The sequence below is a fragment of the Bacillus sp. BHET2 genome, from assembly GCF_005938125.1.
GTDB lineage: Bacteria > Bacillota > Bacilli > Bacillales > Bacillaceae_B > Rossellomorea.
In genome coordinates, this window is record NZ_VCQN01000005.1 from 74,033 (window position 1) to 94,331 (window position 20,299).

26 protein-coding genes are annotated in these 20,299 nt (G+C 41.9%); 17 read left to right on the forward strand and 9 right to left on the reverse strand.

Annotated elements, in window-relative coordinates:
- Positions 1-118: 118 nt before the first annotated feature.
- From gvpA to gvpU, 14 genes are all read left to right on the forward strand, one after another.
- Positions 119-379: a gas vesicle structural protein GvpA gene (gvpA, locus tag FGG79_RS17420; RefSeq protein ID WP_138780689.1), complete on the forward strand. Its 261-nt coding sequence runs from the start codon at positions 119-121 to the stop codon at positions 377-379.
- Between the two features lie 50 nt (positions 380-429).
- The gene (gvpT, locus tag FGG79_RS17425) at positions 430-918 is read left to right on the forward strand and encodes a GvpT/GvpP family gas vesicle accessory protein (protein WP_171050990.1); all 489 of its coding nucleotides are present in this window, start codon (positions 430-432) and stop codon (positions 916-918) included.
- Positions 919-951: 33 nt separating this feature from the next.
- Entirely contained in the window at positions 952-1,425 is a 474-nt protein-coding gene (gene gvpQ / locus FGG79_RS17430) for a gas vesicle protein GvpQ (RefSeq protein ID WP_138780691.1), read from the forward strand.
- A 21-nt stretch (positions 1,426-1,446) separates the two neighbouring features.
- Positions 1,447-1,707, forward strand: coding sequence for a gas vesicle protein GvpJ (gvpJ, locus tag FGG79_RS17435; RefSeq protein WP_138780693.1), 261 nt, complete (start codon positions 1,447-1,449; stop codon positions 1,705-1,707).
- A gap of 92 nt (positions 1,708-1,799) precedes the next feature.
- The gene (gene gvpO / locus FGG79_RS17440; RefSeq protein ID WP_138780694.1) at positions 1,800-2,066 is read left to right on the forward strand and encodes a gas vesicle protein GvpO; all 267 of its coding nucleotides are present in this window, start codon (positions 1,800-1,802) and stop codon (positions 2,064-2,066) included.
- 28 nt (positions 2,067-2,094) lie between these two features.
- Positions 2,095-3,018: a gas vesicle protein GvpN gene (gvpN, locus tag FGG79_RS17445; RefSeq protein WP_138780696.1), complete on the forward strand. Its 924-nt coding sequence runs from the start codon at positions 2,095-2,097 to the stop codon at positions 3,016-3,018.
- 11 nt (positions 3,019-3,029) lie between these two features.
- A complete protein-coding gene (locus tag FGG79_RS17450; protein WP_138780698.1) occupies positions 3,030-3,797 on the forward strand; it encodes a GvpL/GvpF family gas vesicle protein in 768 nt (255 codons plus the stop codon).
- Positions 3,797-4,051, forward strand: coding sequence for a gas vesicle protein GvpG (locus FGG79_RS17455; protein WP_138780700.1), 255 nt, complete (start codon positions 3,797-3,799; stop codon positions 4,049-4,051). The genes FGG79_RS17450 and FGG79_RS17455 overlap by 1 nt, the downstream gene beginning before the upstream one ends.
- Before the next feature lie 10 nt (positions 4,052-4,061).
- Entirely contained in the window at positions 4,062-4,868 is an 807-nt protein-coding gene (locus FGG79_RS17460; RefSeq protein WP_138780702.1) for a GvpL/GvpF family gas vesicle protein, read from the forward strand.
- A gap of 23 nt (positions 4,869-4,891) precedes the next feature.
- On the forward strand, positions 4,892-5,167 hold the full coding sequence (locus tag FGG79_RS17465; protein ID WP_034764922.1) for a gas vesicle protein: 276 nt from the start codon (positions 4,892-4,894) through the stop codon (positions 5,165-5,167).
- On the forward strand, positions 5,133-5,417 hold the full coding sequence (locus FGG79_RS17470) for a gas vesicle protein K (protein ID WP_034764925.1): 285 nt from the start codon (positions 5,133-5,135) through the stop codon (positions 5,415-5,417). The genes FGG79_RS17465 and FGG79_RS17470 overlap by 35 nt, the downstream gene beginning before the upstream one ends.
- A gap of 22 nt (positions 5,418-5,439) precedes the next feature.
- Positions 5,440-5,769 (forward strand): gas vesicle protein, encoded by a 330-nt coding sequence (locus FGG79_RS17475; protein ID WP_138780704.1) that lies wholly within the window; start codon positions 5,440-5,442, stop codon positions 5,767-5,769.
- A 15-nt stretch (positions 5,770-5,784) separates the two neighbouring features.
- On the forward strand, positions 5,785-6,585 hold the full coding sequence (gene gvpT, locus FGG79_RS21905; RefSeq protein WP_171050991.1) for a GvpT/GvpP family gas vesicle accessory protein: 801 nt from the start codon (positions 5,785-5,787) through the stop codon (positions 6,583-6,585).
- Between the two features lie 18 nt (positions 6,586-6,603).
- Positions 6,604-6,999, forward strand: coding sequence for a gas vesicle accessory protein GvpU (gene gvpU / locus FGG79_RS17485; RefSeq protein WP_138780708.1), 396 nt, complete (start codon positions 6,604-6,606; stop codon positions 6,997-6,999).
- Between the two features lie 140 nt (positions 7,000-7,139).
- Here the strand turns inward: gvpU and FGG79_RS17490 are convergent, their stop codons facing one another.
- The 7 genes from FGG79_RS17490 to FGG79_RS17520 form a co-directional block, all read right to left on the reverse strand.
- Positions 7,140-8,915, reverse strand: coding sequence for a metallophosphoesterase family protein (locus tag FGG79_RS17490; RefSeq protein WP_138780709.1), 1,776 nt, complete (start codon positions 8,913-8,915; stop codon positions 7,140-7,142).
- 146 nt (positions 8,916-9,061) lie between these two features.
- A complete protein-coding gene (locus FGG79_RS17495; protein WP_138780711.1) occupies positions 9,062-10,417 on the reverse strand; it encodes a GntP family permease in 1,356 nt (451 codons plus the stop codon).
- 23 nt (positions 10,418-10,440) lie between these two features.
- Complete coding sequence (locus tag FGG79_RS17500; protein WP_138781072.1) at positions 10,441-11,571, reverse strand: glycerate kinase; 1,131 nt, start codon at positions 11,569-11,571, stop codon at positions 10,441-10,443.
- 137 nt (positions 11,572-11,708) lie between these two features.
- Complete coding sequence (locus tag FGG79_RS17505; RefSeq protein ID WP_138780713.1) at positions 11,709-12,869, reverse strand: CdaR family transcriptional regulator; 1,161 nt, start codon at positions 12,867-12,869, stop codon at positions 11,709-11,711.
- Positions 12,870-13,144: 275 nt separating this feature from the next.
- Positions 13,145-13,402, reverse strand: coding sequence for a GlsB/YeaQ/YmgE family stress response membrane protein (locus FGG79_RS17510; RefSeq protein ID WP_138780715.1), 258 nt, complete (start codon positions 13,400-13,402; stop codon positions 13,145-13,147).
- 70 nt (positions 13,403-13,472) lie between these two features.
- On the reverse strand, positions 13,473-14,942 hold the full coding sequence (locus FGG79_RS17515; RefSeq protein WP_240794322.1) for a phospholipase D family protein: 1,470 nt from the start codon (positions 14,940-14,942) through the stop codon (positions 13,473-13,475).
- A 655-nt stretch (positions 14,943-15,597) separates the two neighbouring features.
- Positions 15,598-16,941: an MFS transporter gene (locus FGG79_RS17520; protein ID WP_138780717.1), complete on the reverse strand. Its 1,344-nt coding sequence runs from the start codon at positions 16,939-16,941 to the stop codon at positions 15,598-15,600.
- Positions 16,942-17,098: 157 nt separating this feature from the next.
- Between FGG79_RS17520 and FGG79_RS17525 the strand changes: the two genes are divergently transcribed.
- The 3 genes from FGG79_RS17525 (at position 17,099) to msrB (ending at position 19,306) form a co-directional block, all read left to right on the forward strand.
- The gene (locus FGG79_RS17525; RefSeq protein ID WP_138780719.1) at positions 17,099-17,770 is read left to right on the forward strand and encodes a haloacid dehalogenase type II; all 672 of its coding nucleotides are present in this window, start codon (positions 17,099-17,101) and stop codon (positions 17,768-17,770) included.
- 208 nt (positions 17,771-17,978) lie between these two features.
- Entirely contained in the window at positions 17,979-18,308 is a 330-nt protein-coding gene (locus FGG79_RS17530) for a CHY zinc finger protein (protein ID WP_138780721.1), read from the forward strand.
- Between the two features lie 29 nt (positions 18,309-18,337).
- Positions 18,338-19,306 (forward strand): peptide-methionine (R)-S-oxide reductase MsrB, encoded by a 969-nt coding sequence (gene msrB / locus FGG79_RS17535; RefSeq protein ID WP_138781076.1) that lies wholly within the window; start codon positions 18,338-18,340, stop codon positions 19,304-19,306.
- A gap of 39 nt (positions 19,307-19,345) precedes the next feature.
- On the opposite strand, the gene FGG79_RS17540 is transcribed toward msrB, so the two are convergent.
- Positions 19,346-19,867, reverse strand: a complete 522-nt coding sequence (locus tag FGG79_RS17540; RefSeq protein WP_138780723.1) for a DinB family protein — start codon at positions 19,865-19,867, stop codon at positions 19,346-19,348.
- A 165-nt stretch (positions 19,868-20,032) separates the two neighbouring features.
- Positions 20,033-20,167: a hypothetical protein gene (locus FGG79_RS22320; protein WP_276607977.1), complete on the reverse strand. Its 135-nt coding sequence runs from the start codon at positions 20,165-20,167 to the stop codon at positions 20,033-20,035.
- Positions 20,168-20,299 lie beyond the last annotated feature (132 nt).

Here is a 20,299-nt window from a genome sequence, read left to right on the forward strand (position 1 = left end):
TTCAAAAAATTCCCACCTCGTGGTTTAGACAGGCTAGAAAGCGAGGTAAACACCGATTAAACAGAATAGAAACATAGAAACTCAGTCATTGGCTACACCACTAAAGAGGAGAGATTAGATGAGTATTCAAAAAAGTAATGATAGCTCAAGTCTCGCAGAAGTAATTGATCGAATCCTGGACAAAGGAATCGTCATTGATGCATTTGCTAGAGTTTCTTTAGTAGGAATTGAAATTCTGACGATAGAAGCACGAGTTGTCATTGCAAGTGTAGATACGTGGCTACGATATGCGGAGGCAGTTGGGCTTTTAAGAGATGAAGTCCAAGAAGAGGGATTGGCTAAGCAAGATAGCGAAAGAGGAACAGCCTTCAGCATTTAAACAAGTAAAGTGTATATAGTTTTACTAATTTAATAGAAAAGAGGATGAATATGTCAGAAGTTAAAAGCGGTCAACAGGTGGAAGATACAAACCCTGAATCCTCAAATGAGGCAACAGGCGAAAGCAGACAATCGATGAATTACGCGATTATCGGCGGAGTAGTTGGGGCAGGAATCGGATTACTGTCAAACCCCGGAACAGGAAAAAAAGTAGTGGACAGTTTTGGGAAATCAGACGTGATGAGAGCCGCCAGTAAAGAACTTCGAAGGTCGGCACAGGAGTTCCTAACAGAGCAGGCAATCATCACGCTACGGCAGTCAGCTACAGGATATATGAGCAAGCTTGAAGGTGGGTTGCTGTCACCTAAGAAGAAAAAGGAAGAGCGGGTGGAAGGAAATGAATCCAAAGCTGAAGACAATGGAGATTCCGCCAATCAATCAGAAGAACTAGAAGAAATCAAAGAAGAAAACAAACAGTTGAATGAACGTTTAGAACGAATTGAAGAAATGCTTAACAGTCTTGTGGAATCAAAGAAATAACATTCAACCTTCGCCTTTAAAAGGAGGAGTCTAATGGGTAAGCCGGTAAAAAAAGCAGTTGGCAAAATAGCAAAAAAAGCCTTGGATCACACTCCTGAACCAGTAAAGGAAAAGGTGAAGGATACAGTTAAGGAAAAAGCCAAAGAAAAATTTGTCGAGAATGTGGAAGATGGTATTCAATCAAAGGCAAATGAAGCTTCCGAGAAGCTTGAGAGCGCGAAAGAGAACAATGCTGCAAATGTTCATAACAAAGCAGAGGAAGCGAAGGATAAAGTACAAGACGTTCTGCTCTCTGTCCGGGAGAAATTAGGAAACGTAAAAGAAGCAGGAGAAGAATTTCAGAAGAAAATCTCTTCCTCGAATCAGGATCAATCGAAACGAAAAGGTGCGGGTAGCCTTAAAGGGGCTAGTGACATTAAAAGCTCCTTCAATATTAAAAGCTCTACAGAAATCAAAAGTTCAGAGAATATTAAATCATCAAAAGATATTAAGACAATCAGTTCGTAAGCACCGAAAGGAGAATGAAGCATGGCTATACAAAAAAGTAATAACAGTTCAAGTTTAGCAGAGGTTATTGACCGGATCCTGGATAAAGGTATTGTCATTGATGCATTTGCCAGAGTATCAGTTGTAGGGATTGAAATATTAACGATAGAGGCAAGGGTTGTTATTGCCAGCGTAGATACATGGTTACGATATGCAGAAGCGGTAGGACTTCTCAGGGACGATGTCGAAGAAAATGGTCTTGCTACTCAACAAAATGAAAGAAGCTCTCAATTTAGTATTTAAATAGACCACGAGTGAGCCTGGAGCAAGAAAGAGAATGTGTTTTGAAGGGGGAAGCCTTATTGGTCCCCCTTTCAAAACAGTAGGAGGAGACTATGGTAATTAAAGAGATCATGAATAGTGTGACGGATTTCTTCAATGAACATGTAGCCCCAGTCCATAAGATTACATCAGTGGAATTGACTGAAGATGAAGGCTGGAAGCTTCAAGTCGAAGTAATTGAAGAAAAAGAATATATGAAGAAATATGCGAAAGACGAAATGCTTGGAACGTATGGCGTCCTTCTTAATAAAGACAAGGAAGTCACGTCTTTCAAACGGCAGGATATCCGGTACAGAAGTGCTATTGGACAGGAAATGTAGTGGATGAGCGAGTAGGAGGGATTGGTAAGTGACGGTCTTAACAAAACAGATCAAAAAGGATAGCAGAGCATTAATTCAAGACGATGAAACGAAAGAATTGCTTTCGCGTTCATTGAGATACCTTAAAGCTGGATATCCTGTACATTTTACAGGTCCATCAGGAGCTGGGAAAACCTCTCTTGCACTCGCGCTTGCGAAGAAGAGAAAAAGGCCGGTTATGCTCATGCACGGAAATCACGAGCTGAATAATAAAGACTTGATCGGTGATTTCACAGGTTATACAAGCAAAAAGGTCGTCGATCAATATGTACGATCTGTTTATAAAAAGGACGAAAGCGTTACAGAGACCTGGAGGGACGGTCGCCTACTCGAAGCAGTAAAGAATGGCTATACTCTTGTATACGATGAATTTACACGATCACAGCCGACAACTAATAATATCTTTTTATCTATTTTAGAAGAAGGAATCATCCCGTTATATGGATCGAAATTAACAGAGCCATTTATTCGCGTACACCCGGAATTTGCCATCATATTTACTAGTAACCCTGCAGAATATGCAGGGGTTTACCAAACACAGGATGCTCTTTTAGATCGGTTGATTACAATGAATGTAGATTACAAGGGACCTGAACAAGAGGCAATGATTGTATCGGAAAAAGCAAACCTGGTCATGAGCGAAGCAAGAGCCATTACTACACTTGTTTCTACGCTACGTGATCAATGTTCGAACGAATTAAACGGACCGAGCTTGCGTGCTTCTTTAATGATCGCAAGGCTCGCCATTGAAGCAGACATACCCATAGACGGTAAGGATCCAGATTTTCAACGTCTATGTATTGATATAGCAGCACACAGTGTAAGTCGATGTATCGACACGGAAAACCCACAGCAAAAAGCAGAAAAATTAATTATAGATGCATGTAAACAAATGAAGGTATCTGAGGAATAAAGGAGAGTTTTATGATGAGTAAGGAAGAAACGGGAATTTATATATTTTGTGCCATCCAAACAGAAAGTGACGATCAATTTGGTTCCATTGAAATCGAAGGCGAAGAAAGGGAAACGTTCACGATTCGATTCAAGGATGCGGCAATGGTAGCGGCAGAAGTACCAATGAAGATCTATCATCCTAAGAAGCAGAATTTACTCATGCATCAGGGAGCGGTGTCGAAAGTGATGGATCAAAAGGATACAGTCATCCCTATCAGCTTTGGCAATGTCTTTAAATCAAGAGACGATGTACAAGCCCTTTTGGAAAATCTTTATCCTCAGTTCGAAACGCTATTCCCGGCAATCAAAGGGAAAATCGAGTTAGGCTTAAAGGTCGTCGGTAAAAAGGAATGGCTGGAAGCGATGGTGAAAGACAATCCGCAGGTAGAGAAAATGGCATCAGCTGTTAAAGGGAAGTCGGAATCTGCGGGGTATTATGACCGCATTCAACTCGGAGGAATGGCTCAGAAGGTATTTGCATCCCTGCAAAATGAGGTGAAACAGGAAGTCTATGCTCCCCTTGAAGAAACAGCAGTCTCAGCAAAAGCAAATGATCCATCAAGTGAAACAATGCTTCTCAATGCCTCTTTCTTAATCGATCGGGATCAAGAAGAATCGTTTGATCAAAAGGTCAATGAGGCTCATGAAAATTGGAAGGATAAGGTTGAATTTCATTACAGCGGTCCGTGGCCAGCTTACAATTTTGTCAACATTCGATTAAAGGTAGAGGAAGGCTGATGATTCATAAATTGGTGAGTGCACCAATTAATTTAGTCATTAAAATCGGTGAAAAAATTAAAGAAGAAACGGACAAAGAACTATATGACCTTCCTACCATTCAACAAAAGTTGATTCAGCTTCAAATGATGTATGAATTAGGTGAAATCCCTGAGGAAGCATTTCAGGAAAAAGAAGATGAGCTACTCACAAGATATGAAATTGCGAAACAGATGGAAATGGAGCAATGGGAAGAACTAACGAAAAAGAAATAAGGGTGATCAGATGAGCGATTTACTTTATCTATATGGCTTAATCCCGACAGAAGAAGCAAATAAAGAAAGCCTTCCCCCCATGAAAGGGTTCGACGGAGAAGGAGAACTATATACAATCCATATCGGAGACGTGACCGCCATTGTGTGTAAGTTACCATCCAATGAATACTCAGAAGAGTTCATTAAGGAAAAAGTCGACAATGATATGGACTGGCTTCAGGAAAAGGCATTCCATCATCATGAAACTGTCTTGATGGTATCAAAGTTATATACCATCATACCCCTGAAGTTTTGCACATTATACAAAAATGAGGATAGCCTACAGAACACGATTGAAGGGAACCGAAATAAGCTTGTGACAACCTTCAAACAACTGGATGGCAATGAAGAGTGGAATGTGAAGATCTATTGCGATGACAAACTACTGAAGAAGCAAGTAAGCGAAAGCAACCCGTCCATTGAAGCCAAAAGACAGGAAATCAGTGAGTTACCAAAAGGCAGGCAGTTTTTTGAAAAGAAGAAAATTGATCAGTTGATTGACCGTGAACTGGAAAACGAAAAGAATCGTCTCTGTGAAGACGTTCATGAAAAATTGAAAGAGCATTCTCTTCAAGGAAACATCAAGAAAAATTGGAGTAAGGACGTCACAGGCAGACAAGAACATATGGCATGGAACAGTGTGTTCCTCCTACCAGTATCCAATGTAGAGGAATTTGTAGAGGAAATTAAGCAATTCGAAGAAGAACTGGAACACGCCGGTTGGAAAATTGAAGCCTCCGGACCTTGGCCACCTTATCATTTTTCTAGTTTTTCTTAACTAATTAATAAGGAATGAGAAATATGACAGTCAGAGAATCGATCGAGAACAAAGATATTGCCCTTATAGATATATTAGATGTCATTCTCGATAAAGGTGTGGCGATAAAAGGGGATTTAATCATATCCATTGCAGGAGTCGACCTCGTGTATCTGGATTTGCGCGTGCTGATTTCTTCAGTTGAAACATTGGTTCAACACAAGCAAGGGACACGTAAAACAGTCACATCCGATCAGTTCGATCAAGAAAGGGAGGGATTGATCCATGCAACAGGCCAGCGGGACAAATGGGCGAATTAATTTCGACCCGGAGAAAGCAGAACAAGGCTTGGCACAGCTTGTATTGACCGTGGTAGAACTATTAAGGCAAATCGTCGAACGACATGCCATGCGCCGTGTCGAAGGCGGTACGTTAACGGATGAACAAGTAGAGAATCTAGGTATCGCCCTTATGAATTTAGAAGAAAAAATGGAAGAGCTAAAAGAGGTATTTGGTCTTGATGCAGAAGACTTGAATATCGATCTTGGACCTTTAGGAAGCTTGATGTAATAGCGGTTAGGGAGGTTACATGATGGGAATGGAGCATCCGGTACAATCCAATACAATTGTGGATGTATTAGAAAAGATATTAGATAAAGGGGTTGTCGTAGCAGGAGATATTACGGTAGGTATTGCCGATGTCGAGCTACTGACGATCAAAATTCGCTTAATTGTCGCCTCTGTCGATAAAGCAAAGGAAATCGGCATGGACTGGTGGGAAAATGACCCCTATTTAAGTTCGAAAGCGGCAGATAACAACACGAAAGCTCTTGAAGAAGAAAACAAGAAATTACAGGAACGATTGGAATCACTTGAAAAGAAACTGGACACGAACCGTCTTAACACGGCGGATACAAACTAATTGGAGGTTTTATCAATGACTGAACAAAACAAGCAAAACACAACGGTTGAGAATCAAGAAAAGGAAAAAAATTCAAAGAAAGAGAACTCAACAAGAAGAAGTGGCCCTATTAAAAGAACTGTAGCTGGTAGTCTTCTTGGAGCAACAGTCGGGTATCTGGCAACACCTGAAAACGGTAAAAAACTATTGGATCGTATCGATCAAGACAAGATTAAAAGCAAAAGCCTAGACTTCGGGAAAGCAGCAAAAGAAAGATCCAGAAAAGCTGCTGTCTCATTGAAATCATCAACAACCAACCTGTTTAAGCGTGATAAGGACGAAGAGGCTTCTGAGGACACAGAGATGGCCGTAAATTCAACAGAAACGAACAGTACTCAAGAAGAGACTACTGAAGACTATGAAGCTCTTAAACAAGAAAATGACGAACTTCAGGACCGCCTGCAACAATTAGAGGAGAAAATGAATCAACTTGCTGCAGCCAGTGAAGAAGATAGTGATGACGAAGAAGAGGAAGATGAAGAAGAAACGTCTTCTAAAAAGAAAACCTCAAAGAAATCCAAAGAAGCCGCAACAGATGAAGAGGATGACGATGAGGAAGAAGAAGAAGAGAGCGATGAAGAAGAAGAAGATAGTGATGATGAGGAAGAAGCTTCAAGCAAAAAGAAAACAAACGGTAAGTCAGGATCGACAAAGGGTAAGAAGCGTTCAACCCGCAAGACCAGTAATTCTAGTAAAAAATCGGCTAAAAAAGAAGATACAGAAAAAGATCAAGATAAAGACACAACACTCTCTAGTGAAGATGACACAGTAGCATAACGAAAAGGAGATGTGAAAATGAGTTCAGGATCAGGGAAGGACAGTATCTTAGAGTTTTTTGTACAAGCAACGAATAAGCATGATTTTTCCTTAGACATCACGTTAAACATCAAGGGCGCTGTCATAACCGGTACTCTCGTTTCAGCAAAGGAATATTTCGACTCATTGAGTGAAACCTTTGAGGACGGCAGTGACGTGGCTCAGAAGTTGAGTGAAGAGCTAGCCAAGGCCGGCGAGTCTGTCGATGCGAATCAAAGCGATGAAGCTCATTTTATTCACTTGAAGAACACGAAGGTATACTGTGGCGATAGCAAACCGACCCCTTCTAAAGGCAAAATCATGTGGAGGGGGAAAATAAGTGAGGTCGACGGTTTCTTCTTGGGAAAGATTGCAGAATCTAAGAGCAGTAAATAATGGAAAGCGACTGAACGTTAGGTTCAGTCGCTTTTAGGTTTGTATTGGAAAAAAATTTATTTCCCGGGTAGGAATTAGCTTCAAGACCCAGGAGGAAAAGCCCCTTTTTTCCAGTAATAGATGGAAGGGGCTATGATTTATTATTTCTTTTGAACATGGATTATTTCAGTGCTGTTTGGTGGCATGGTCAGTTGTGTTTCTAAATATTGTTTGCCATTTGATGCGTAATTCTGTGTGATATTCCCTTGAGATACGCTATAATTACCCTCTGTCATATAAAGGGGGACCGTGACCTTTAAAGGCTTGTTTAAACGATTGGTTATATCTACTCGTTGAGTGGCAGCACTTCCATTATTCTCTGTCTGATAAACAGCGTCAAAGGACATGGTGCCTCCTTCTGTATCTCCGTTTTGGTAAACGGGGATGGAGTGACCAAGTTCGTCGTATTTGTAAGATGAGATGCTTCCATCTTGAACGGAGAAGTCTCTAAATCCTACCCAAGGCTTACCTGACAATTCAATTGCAGTGGTGGTTGTATATAAAATGCCATCTGCTTGGGTTACATCATCAATATGAGTGTGTCCGTGAAGACTGACTGTCACATCATTCGCTTTCATTACATCGATCAATTCTTCCGCATTTTCCCCGTGCCATTGCTGGTCATATTTAATCCCTAATTTTTCACCAAGAAGTAATGTATCCAAACGTTGAGGATCATGTTGTTCATCATATTGCTTCCAATATTTTTGTACCTCTGGATCGTCTTGTGGCCAGATATCCTTGTCGCGCCATAATGGGTTGTGATGGGAAAAGAGACCGCGGATTTGACCATTTTGTGCGGTTTGAGCATTCTTTTGTAAGTCTTGTTTGACCCATTCAAGCTGCTTTTCTCGGATTTGGCCGCCCCAGGTCGGTACAGAAATCGTTCCATTTCCACTTCGGTCGAACTTATTCCAATCAAATGAGTTGTACCCGATGAAGTGGGCGTATGGTCCGTAATCAAAGGAGAAATACTGTGGCCCGAAGTACTTTTCCCAATACTTTGCTCCATCCGTCAATGTTGCGTCCTGAGCATAGTAATCATGGTTTCCAGGGACGATATAGACGGGTACATTCAGTTTTTGAAGCATTTTATAAGTTTCTTCGTATTCATAAATGTACTCGAGAGGATTTAGTTGGCCAAACATTAAGTCTCCTGTCAGGACCACAAAATCCGGATTCTTTAAATTGACTTCTTTAATGGCTTTCTGCAGATATAACCAGCGTTTAGCTGGATCCGGATCCCACATACCGGTTTCTTTTGCCCGACCTGGAGTGAGGGAAGATGGATCATCCTGATTACCAAGGTTACGGGGAGAACCGATGTGAGTGTCCGTTAGGTGCAAGAAGGAAAAGTTCTTTTTGTAATTATCTACTACTTTTACAGAATGAGGCTGTTCATCGGTGATTCTTTGCCCATTTTTAGTATAGGTCACTTCTAAATCGTATAATTTCTGTGGGGTCCCTTCAGGAACGGATACTGTGACATCGAGAATGGACGAACTATCCTTCCAATGGGATTGTCCTTGTTTTACCGATTTGACAGGTAATTCGTATTCACTCGTTAGAGAAGAGTGGTTCGTTTGCTTTAATGTGACGTTCCAAGATCCTGCTTCCTTCCCTTGGGTGTCAACCTGAATGGTGAGGGACTCTCCCTTTTTTTTAATAGCGGGTGTTGCAAAGAGAGGGTAAATAATTTGATTTACCTTTTTATCAAGTGAAATATTTGGGGCCTCATCTAAGTAATGATCGCTAGTGCCGATCCCTCCGTCTCGCACACCAGATGAGCTTATAGGGGTGTCTAAAGCCTGTGCAGATAAAGGCAGTAGAATAAAAATTACTAACCATACAAAACCTTTCTTGAACCAATTCATCATGTTGTCTACCTCCTTTTCTACAACAAGAGTATCAATCCAATGTAAAGGTAATGTGGATTCTTAGTTACAAATCGGGTTTACTAATATTTACTACTTTCTATATAAAAAAAACGGACCAGTAAGGAATAACTGATCCGTCTAACTTATTAAACAAGTATGATCCATAACAATAGAGTGAAAACAAGAGCCGTTACACCCTGAACCAGCGTAGCAGCAGTTTGAGCCTTGTAAGCATCTGTCACTCTCATTCCGCTGAATTGGGTGACAACCCAGAAATAGCTATCGTTCACGTGGCTGACCGTCATCGCTCCTGCGCCAATGGCCATGACGACTAAAGCAAGAGGTACTGCACCATCAATCCCCATTTGTGGAAGTAATGGAGCAATCAATGAGGAAGTAATAACAAGCGCTGCTGTTGATGATCCTTGAGCAGATTTCAATAAAGCAGCTACAACAAATGGAATGAGGAGAACGAGTGCCCCGGAAAGTAATCCACCATCGGCAATCCCTTGAATCAATTCAGCAACAGGGGTCTCCTTAATTACCGAACCGAATGCTCCTCCTGCACCTGTAATGAGTAGAATATTGGTCGCATCTTTCATCCCTTGAGTGACCCAGCCGTTCAGAGTTTCTTCATTCCATTGCGGCATAAGGGAGAACGCAGCCAGAACACCAATCAGTAAAGCAACGACAGGGGAACCTACGAACAAGAGTACATCCGCGGCTCCGCCTTTCCATTGAAAGAAGCTGACGACTGATCCTGCACCAATTAATAGGATGGGAAGGACAATCGGAGCAAAAGACTTGAACGTTGAAGGAAGTTCACCAAAGGATTTGACGATCTCATCATAATCCAAATCCAGTTCTTCTTCTCCTTCAATTTCAATTTTGCTTGCGACCTTAATGGCCCAAAGATATCCTGCTAAAATTGTTGGGATAGCTACAATAATTCCAATTAAAATAATGGTTCCCAAGTAGTCACTTGCACCGATGTTTCCCGCTGCGGCAATCGGACCTGGAGTTGGTGGGACCAGAGTATGAGTGGCATATAGCCCAGTAGCCAATGCGACAGACATGGAAGCAAGCGACACTTTTGCCCGTTTAGCCAGTGCTTTCTTTAAGCTTGATAGAATCACGTAACCGGAGTCACAGAAGACAGGGATGCTGACGATTGCCCCGATCAGCGACATAGCCAATTGGGGCCTCTTCTCTCCTACTAAACGAAGAACGACCTCTGCCATTCTTAGAGCAGCCCCTGACTTCTCTAGAATCGTCCCGATAATGGTACCGGCAACAATCACAATCCCGATGTACCCCATTAAACCACCGAATCCACCATTTACTGCTTCCACTACAGTGTTTAGTGGAAGCCCTGCGAATATCCCCACTAGAAATGCTGCAAACAATAATGATAAAAACGGCTGAAGCTTTAATTTGGCCGTTGTGAAAATGATGAATCCTACCCCTAAGACAATGACCGTAAATAACCATATTCCTGACATATGATGTTTCCCCCTTTTCGTTTTTATCCCTTTGTTACATGTAAGATTCGTGCGATGTTTCTTGTTTCGTGATATAGCAGCTCATCAACACGTTCGAAGCTTTCTTGAAGAGACATAGGTCCAACTGCGATGGAATGACAGCTTGCAAAGTGGCTATATAATTCCTGATATCCCTCCCCCAAACTTCCTGCAAGCAGTGATACAGGAATTCGGTGATTGTTGGCCAATTCTGCAATATAGAAAGGTAACTTGCCGAACAATGTTTGATAATCACTTTGTCCTTCTCCGGTGAGAATCCAATCTGCTTTTTGGATGGCAGCAGTAAGGTTCGTAGCTTCAGCCACCACCTTTGCCCCGGATTTGATAAGCCCGTTTAAATGCAAGAAGGCAAAACCGAGTCCTCCGGCAGCTCCTGAACCGGACGTAGCTTGAAAGTTGATACCTTTTTCCTTTTGGAGCAATTGACTGAACGTATGCAGTTGTTGATCAAGCTCTTTCACTTGTTCCTTTCTTGCTCCTTTTTGAGGACCGAATACTGAAGATGCCCCTTCTTCACCGCATAAAGGGTTTTCTACATCTGAAGCGATGAGAAATGTACAATCCTTCACTAGAGGATGAATAGTACTCCAGTCCACTTTGGAAATGAGTCTGAGATCCTTTCCGAAGGGCCCGACAGATTTACCTTCCTCGTCGTAAAACGATACTCCGAGTGCTTGCAGCATGGCGAACCCACCATCATTCGTCGAACTCCCCCCAAGCGCAATAATGAAACTCCGGTAGCCGTCTTCCATGGCTTCTTTTATTACCTCTCCAATTCCATATGAAGTGGTGTGATAGGGGTTTCGTTGATCGGAGGGCACCAGTGTCAGTCCTGATATAGACGCGATTTCAATGACGGCTGTCTTTAGATCACCTAATACACCGTATTCAGTGGGGACTTTTTTCCCTAAAGGCCCGGTGGCTGTTGTTTTTATTTTCTTTCCACCAGTTGCGTATATCAAGGTTTCAAGAGTCCCTTCACCGCCATCCGCCATAGGGATCACGGTCGTTTGGAAATCAGGGGATTCATCAAGGAATGCCTTTTCCATAACGGTTCCGACTTCTATTGAACGTAAACTTCCTTTAAATGAATCGGGTGCAATCAGTATATTCATAGCGGCTCCTTTTTTCAGAAAATATAATCTATTCATCTATTTAATCAATTTAAGTAAGCGGTTACAATGTGGATTTACCTAAACTTTTCGTTTCGAAAAATAAAAATGATTGTGCACATGCACAATCATTTTTATAATCACTTATTGATTTCAAGCATAATTAAGATAAATCGAAGTAATATGGCGTCATCAAATCGTCTGGGGTTTAAACCTGTTACACCTTCAACACTTTCAAGCCTGTATAAAAGGGTGTTACGGTGAATATGTAAAGCATTTGCCGTTTCTTTCATATTTAATTGGCAGTCAAATAAGGTTTGAAGTGTGAGTCGCAAGGTGGGACTTAGTTGAAAGGTTTGTTCATTGTAACGACTCATAAATTCCAAGCGAATGTCGAGTGGGATTTGCTTAATGAAATCCATGATTCCCCAGTCCTGTATGTGAATCGCATTGGTGAACTGAGGAAAGCTCATTTGTAATTCCAAGGAGCTTACTGCTTCTAAATACGATTTTCTATATCCTGTTACACCTGAGTAGGTATTACCTGCAGCTACACTTACCTGGTACTGCTTTTCCTGTAAATGCCGTTGTACACGTTGGGCAAGACGTATCACTTCGCTTTTGGTAGGACACACTCCCGCAGGAACTCCTATGACACAGTGGGAGTCCGAAATAAACGATTGAAAGGACACGTCAGATAATTGGAGCTTGATCCTCCTGAGCAATTCCTCTTTGACCACTGAAAGAGGCAAGATAGGGGTGGAGTGTGATAACAATTTTTCAAATTGCAATAGGATGATTTGGACGTCCTGATTGGTTTCAAGATGTAAATAGTGTTTAGCAAACGACTCATTTTTTCGTTCATCAAAGTAATGGGGATGGACCAGATCCAGCAGCCAATTATCCATCAATGTTTTTTGATGCTGCAATTGATTGTGGAAATGGACCTGTTGAATCATCACTTCGACGGTAACTTTCACGATTTTCACAAATTGGTCAAGCTCCTCTGGAGAACCTGTTACCCCGATTACTCCAATCGTTTCACCCAGAAACTCGATTGGGAGGTTGATTCCTTCTTTTGAACCATGGTATTTGTTCAGGTCCTGTTGAAAAATAATTAATGGCTTTTTTTGTTGGAGAACATACAGTGCTCCTTCATGGACTTGATTTATTCGTGAGGCATCTGTGCTGGCCACAATGACGCCTGAATCGTTCATAATATTTATATTGTAACTAACGATGGTTTTCAATTTCGAGATTATTGGATAGGCTAATTCTTCTGTAAGATGTATATGAACCACCCCGTCATTCGTATTGCCTTTATTCTAGCATATGTTTTTCCCATGCATAATCAGGGTATAGATGACTATATAAAGGAGGTTACCTGCATGAAACGTTTAATCGGAAGACTGATCAAATGGGGACCTGTTATTTACCCGATCTATAAGAAGTACCGGAATAAAAGAAGACATAAAAAATCCATGACATATTAAAGGAACAGCCAGTGATTGGCTGTTTTTTTATGGACAAATAAAAACCCCCCTGAAATGGACTTCCATTCAGGGGGGCATTTATCTTAATGTGACGTTTTTCTCATTCCTCTTAGAAGTAAGCTTAATAGGAATACAAAGATGATTGCACCTATCAATGCTGGGATAATAGCGATTCCAGCAAGGGCAGGGCCGAAGCTTCCCAGAAGTTCCCCACCAATCCACGCACCGATGATACCGGCGATGATGTTTCCGATAATCCCGCCAGGAACGTCTTTACCAAGTATTAGACTAGCTAACCAACCGATGATTCCACCAACAATCAAGTATAAAATAATACCCATTTTTCTTACCTCCATTAATTGTTTTAAATGTTGTTATAAGTTAATTTCCCCTATTTCACAAAGTCAAAACCTAATATGTTGTGACCTGGAAAATTTTCTGCAGGATGTACATGATATATTTTACGGCTGGTAATTTATCTTGATATTTTTCATATTCAACTGTGTAGGTTCCGTTCTTGTTGTTCCATATCCGATCGAAATAGGCATCTACCTCAGTCATGGTCTTACTGTCTGTAGGTGCTGTCAGCTTAAGGTTTTCTTCTAAGTTGTAATCATCCATGTTTCTTGACGTGTAATTACCGGATCCACCGATTACGGTGCTTTGTTTGTCGCCTTTTACAAAAATGAATTTTGTATGGTATTGCTCTTTATTCGTGTTATACCATCTGATGGTTATATGTTCACTTTCTACCTTATGGAGTTCAGCTGCAATCGGGAGATTTGGAAGGCCGATCTTTTCCTGTCCAAAGGCATTTTGATTGGGATCCAGTACTAATCGTATGTCAACTCCACGTTCAGCTGCGTCTTCGATCGCGTCGATGATGTCCCGATCTGCAAGATAGAACATTCCAATCCACGCTTCGTCGCCTTTTTTAGCGTCATCTAAGGCTTTTACTACTCCATTTTGAATTTCTCTTTCCGTGAGAATCTGTGCCTTAACTGATGATTCAGAAGGAGGAAGGGATTTGATGGAATCGTTTAACTCTTTCTCTGTAGGAAATGCATCGGTATTTCCATCAGAAAAAGCAGCCACGGCCTTTTCCGCTTTCACCATATCCTTAATGATGTCTCCTTTCACTTTGAACGCGATATTCGAGTGAAAGCCACTGGCATCATGGGGATTGGCAGAAAGAATGAGTCCTTCGTTTTCTGTTATGACAACTTTTCGGTGATTGGCTTTAATATTCAACAGCTTCAAATATGATCTCATAGTGACCTTCGGTGCTGAAGGTGCCATCGGATTCGGCAGCCATCCGTAACCGTCCTGGCCAAACCAGCCTAAAGAAGTTCTCCACACCCCTGAATAGAGGATGTTGGGATCCCTGAGACGGTTAAGGTCGGTGAAGACGACTTCAGCCCCGAGGTCTTCTAGCGGTTCAATTTGCTTAGCAATATGTGATCCGTAAGTGGTATTGACAACATCACTGATAAAGACGACTTTTAAATCTGGTTTCTTCTTCATCTGTTCCTTGATAGTACGGGATAATTTTTCACTGATTTGAGGGTAATCGCGATCACCCTTTGTATAGCCGTTAACTAAAAATAAGTCCAATATCAGAAAATCTTCCGCATTTTCAATGCTTTTGTACATTTCATTAAAGATGGATTGATCATGTTGTTCTTTCCCATCCTTCTGGTAAGTGAGGTCGTATAGGAACTCTACGTCCTTTTCTGGAATGGTATATGTGTCACTCGCGTAGGAGATGCCTGGTGGCAAGGGCTTTACCCGGTGATAAATCATGACGGTCGTGAGAATCAGGATGATGACCCCACCGATCCACCAGCTTTTTTTCTTATACCATTTTTTCTTTGTCTTCAAATGAATTCCCCTGTTCTACTGTTTTTTCTTACTATACCCCTAACGGCCGCGTGGGAATCCACTTGCGAAAAGATCGCTTGCTTTTTTTACATGGCTATTTTCGCAAAAGTTGTTGTTTTCTATCATAGGAGCTGCTAAAGCTCTGTCAATGAGTGTGTGCGATAGATGGTGAGGGGAACGGCTACGCTTTCCGGCGGACGAACGGCCGAGCCTCCTCGCATTCGCTGCGGGGTCTCGGCACGCCCGTTTTTCCGCAGGAGTCTCCGCCGTTCCCCTCACCATCTAAAAGAGATGTGGTGACAGAGCATAATATCGACAAAAAAACGAATGCAAAAGTATTTTACTATTCAAGCTAAAATCGACCACAGCACAGGTTGAAAAGTGATGTTTTCTAGCCGTGTATGGTAGTAGATTAGTCCTCATGCTTAGAAAGTTGATTGTAGCGGAAGGTGCTCGACTCCTGCGGGAATTGCGTGAAAGTTGAGACCCCGCAGGGCAGAGCCCGAGGAGGCTCAACTCACGCCCCGCGGAAAGCGAGCACCTGCAGCGGAAATCAACCACCACTCGCTACCTTCAATAGCAAGTTTATGAAAAGAGTCTATTACATAAAGCAAAGAACAAAAAAGTCCAGACAGAAATCTGCCTGGACTTGGGTTTATGGATGTTTGATTCGCTGCTGATATCGAAACAGGAGGAAAAGGGATAGGGTCATCAATCCGATCAGAACCATGAAGGTATTCTGAAAAGATCTTACTGGGAAATCTGCTCCGCCCATTTCTACTATGATACCACCGAGGACGGAACCTGACGCACTTCCTACGTAGTGGATAAGCTGCTTCATGCCAATTCCTGATGCCGTCAGTTCTTTGCTCATAACACGCGACACTTCGTTGGTCGAGCTTGAAGAAAGACTTGAAAACCCGAAACTTGTAAACATGTACGCTAACATAATCATATATTCACTCTGTGGCGATAAGAGATAAAAGATGACAGTCGAAAGGATGAGAAGAATATGAGCGAGAAACATCACTCGGATATTCCCATACTTGTCGATTAATCTACCTACGTAAATGGCCGCCACTGCTGATAACATTGCACCCGGGAATATGATAAATCCAACTGCTGTCGGATTTTTGCCAAATACATGCTGAAGCATAAGGGGCATGACGATCAAGATCGCGAAGTGGGTGACAAAGCCAAGAAAGCTCATATAGAGAATCTGACGGTATCCTTTGTCCCGAATCAAACTTGGCTGAATAAAAGGGATATCGATTTTATGGATCCGGACCCATAATCCACCGAAAAATACGACAGCTCCTGCGAAATAATACCAATGGAACGTAGAAATAAATAAGAGAAAGAACGTGATTCCGATCCCGGTGAGTAAGCCTCCCCAGACATCGAAATATCCTTTTTTAGTCGTTTCATCCGGCAAAGTCCGGTATAGAACCGGGATCATTCCTAGGACACATAGCGTAATTAAAAATAAATAATTCCAATTTAAATAGTCCGTGATCACACCGCCTACAACGGGACCTAATCCAAATCCAAGGGAAGATGCAGAAGCAATCATCGCAAGTGCCCGACCACGCCTTGCCATGGGGATGAAGCGCCCGGCAAACACCATGGATAAGCCAGGGATGGCTGCAGCCCCTGCTGCTTGAAATAGACGGGAAAGCAATAACCAGGCAAAGGAATGAGCGAAAAAGCCCGTCAATGATGCAATTCCGAATATGGAAATACCTAGAATAAGTAAGCGCCTGATTGGTATATAGTCTGCCAGTCGGGTGTACGTAATGGTACAGATGGCGAGGACGATGGAATAGCCCGATACAATCCAGGCCCCTTCAGATGGTGCTAATGAGAAATCCTTTAAGACGTTTGGTAGGGCTACATTGAACATAGTCGTATTCATGACTACTAGCCAAATCGTTAAACTCAAGAAGAGAATCGTCTTCCTATGTGAAGGAGATGCCTGTGCGTGTTGATCTGCAGTCATCTTTGACCACCTCCAATATATGCTTAGATACGCGAAGTAATATACCACATAAAGAAGAGATATGAAACGAATCCGCTTGCTTCTCTAAAAGGCACGCAAACGTTTAATTATTAAAAATTAGTCTATTATAAAAGAAGAATCTGTGAGGAGGCTATGTATGTCGAATCTGAATATAAAAGCGTTTGTGTTCGATGCGTATGGAACGTTGTTCGATGTCCATTCCGTTATTGAAAAATGCAACGATCTTTTCCCTGATAAGGGGGAGGAAATCAGCCAGGTGTGGCGCCAGAAGCAATTAGAGTATAGTTTCCTGCGTCAGCTGATGGGAACCTATACAACCTTTTTCTCCATCACGAAGGACGCCCTTCATTACGCCTGTATGCAAACTGGCGTCGACCTTACTGAGGAAAAAGAGAAGGGTTTATTGGATGCTTATTTAGAACTCACTCATTACGAAGAAGTAGAGAGTGTATTAAAAAAGCTCAAACCTTATCAAACAGCCATTTTTTCAAATGGTTCCATGGATATGCTTTCACCATTAGTGGAACAGTCTTCGTTTAGTCACTTGCTGGATAAGGTTTTAACTGTGGATGAAGTCAAGCAGTTCAAACCGACCCCTATGGCGTATCAGCTTGTCCTTAAAAAACTGGAAGTCAAAAGGGAAGAAGTTTTGTTTATGTCTTCCAACCCTTGGGATATAGCAGGGGCGACTAACTTTGGATTCAACACCGCCTGGATCAATCGCCAGGATAAAGTGATGGATGAATTAGGAGTAAAACCTGACTTTGTTTACAAGGATCTAACTGGCATATTAGAACATATACATTAAAGAAAAAGGGACTGTTACGACTTGAAGTGGTAACAGTCCCTTTTTCCTTCTACCCGGTTTTCCAAATACCACAACTTCAAGAATCTTCCCCCTCCCTTTCTCTTGTTAATCGTTGTATAGTACAGATAGAATAATAGATTCTTTATAAGCAGGAAAATCAATCATGACGATCGAAATCGGACTGTATACTCAGATAGGGAGGAAGACCATGACTGAAAAATTGATTCCGGTATGTGGTGTAGAAGTAGATACTGAAACAAGATGTAAGCATTATCGAACGAAAAAGGATATCATAGCGATAAAATTCAAATGCTGTAATACGTATTTCCCTTGTCATACATGCCATGATGAAGTTGCAGATCATGACCCCATTCTCTGGTCGGCGGATGAGTGGAACACGAAAGCGATCCTTTGTGGAGCATGTAAAGGTGAGTTGACGATTTTACAATATATGAATTGCCAATCGGTTTGTCCAAACTGTCATTCGTCCTTTAACCCTGGGTGTCAAAACCATTATCACCTTTATTTTGAGGGGTAAGTTTATATGAGATAGGCGACAAATACATGATGTTTCATGTGAAACGAAAGGGTGTTGAGATGGAAATCGCTACATTTGCCGGAGGCTGTTTTTGGTGTATGGTGGAACCTTTTGAGGAGAAAGATGGGATCGATTGCATTATATCCGGTTACACAGGAGGGACCACAGAAGATCCGACATACAAAGAAGTGACATCGGGTGATGGTGATCATTGTGAAGCGGTACAAATCACATTCGATCCAATCGTCTTTCCTTATAAGAAGCTTCTTGATCTCTATTGGAAACAAATTGATCCGACCGATCCGGGAGGACAATTTAAGGACCGGGGAAGTTCTTACCGGACAGCTATCTTCTATCACAATGATACTCAGAGAAGTCTGGCAGAATTATCTAAGAAAGAGCTGGAAAGTAGTGGTCTATTCACTCAACCCATTGTGACGGAAATTCTGCCGGCCCGACCGTTTTATCGTGCAGAAGAATATCATCAGGATTTCCACAGGAAAAATGCGTTCCGATATGCCCTTTACAAGCGGAGTAGAGAGGACTTCCTGAAGAAGTATTGGCCAAAGGATCGGTCTTATTTAAAGGGACAGCTAACGGAAATGCAATATTTCGTCACGCAGGAAGATGGTACGGAACCACCCTACAAAAATGAGTATTGGAATAACACCAAAGAAGGGATTTATGTGGATATTGTATCAGGGGAACCACTATTCACTTCGAAAGATCAATATGATAGTGGGTGTGGATGGCCCAGCTTTACAAAAGCTGTCATGGATGCGAGTGTCAAAGAACAATACGATCTTTCCCACCGTTCAACACGAGTAGAAGTAAGGAGCAGGGAGGCTGATTCGCATCTCGGACATGTATTCACGGACGGGCCAGGTCCCAAGGGTCTCAGGTATTGCATCAATTCAGCTTCCTTACGATTTATTCCGAAAGAGGAGCTTGAAGAAGAGGGGTATGGAGATTTTTTAGTATTGTTTCATGGTAAGTGAAAGACATGGCAGCCAATAAAAGCCGCCATGTCTATTTTTTTACCGTTCTACCTTCTCTTCGACCTTTTCCCAAAGGTTTTCAATCCCTTGTACCCTTTTAATCGATGTGATGGTTCCTTGATGTAAGCCCTCATGCCAGTTAGCGAATGATAAGACTTCGCCTAAAGTGGTCAATGTCGTGTTCCCTCCAAGAACAAATGGTTTCTTGCCTACCTCGTCAAGGCGGCTGGAGAAAGCTTCTTTCAAACGCTTCGGTTGTGCCTCGAGTTTTTCACGAAGCTCCTTCAACGTAGGTGGGGTGAGAGTATTCCAGGTTTCAGGGCTTGTATGGAAGCCGAATAACTCCCCATACTCTGGTGGAAGTGATCTATGTTCGTTTTCATCTACAAAGGAGTATAGCAGATTTTCCTGGGATAATAAGATATGACCCAGGTTCCATCGAATCGAATTTTTAAATCCATCAGGGATCTCATCTGCTTGTTGTTCTGTTGTTGCTTCTAGAGCAGCTACCGTACGCATGCGGATAAATTCCATTTGCTGAAATAGCATGTGTTCATCCATTTGTATTCCTCCTCATCCTTTTCATCTCTACATATTCGAGGTGGGACGGAGGATTCCTCTATCTGTAGTAAAGAGAAACTGAAGGAATGAAAAAGAATAACCAGAAGCAATGGAGTCTAGGTCCTTCTCGCTTCTGGTTAATTTTTTTATTCATGCTGTGTGTTCTTACTTTTGTGGTCGGTTTTTCTTGGTATTCGCTTGCCCCGTTGTAAACTCGACTAATTCAGAACTTGTTCGATTTCCTTTTTTAGCATTTGTATTACTTTGAGCATTGCGGTTTCCTTTTTTTGTTCGTCCCATACAGATTCCCTCCCAAATTAGTAACTCAAGCATTTATAGTGTGAGGATTAAAATAGGAAATATTCTTCTATGGAAAGCGACAAAATATGTCAAATGTCTTGGCTACTCTGTTTATTTCCCAGGCTATATTCG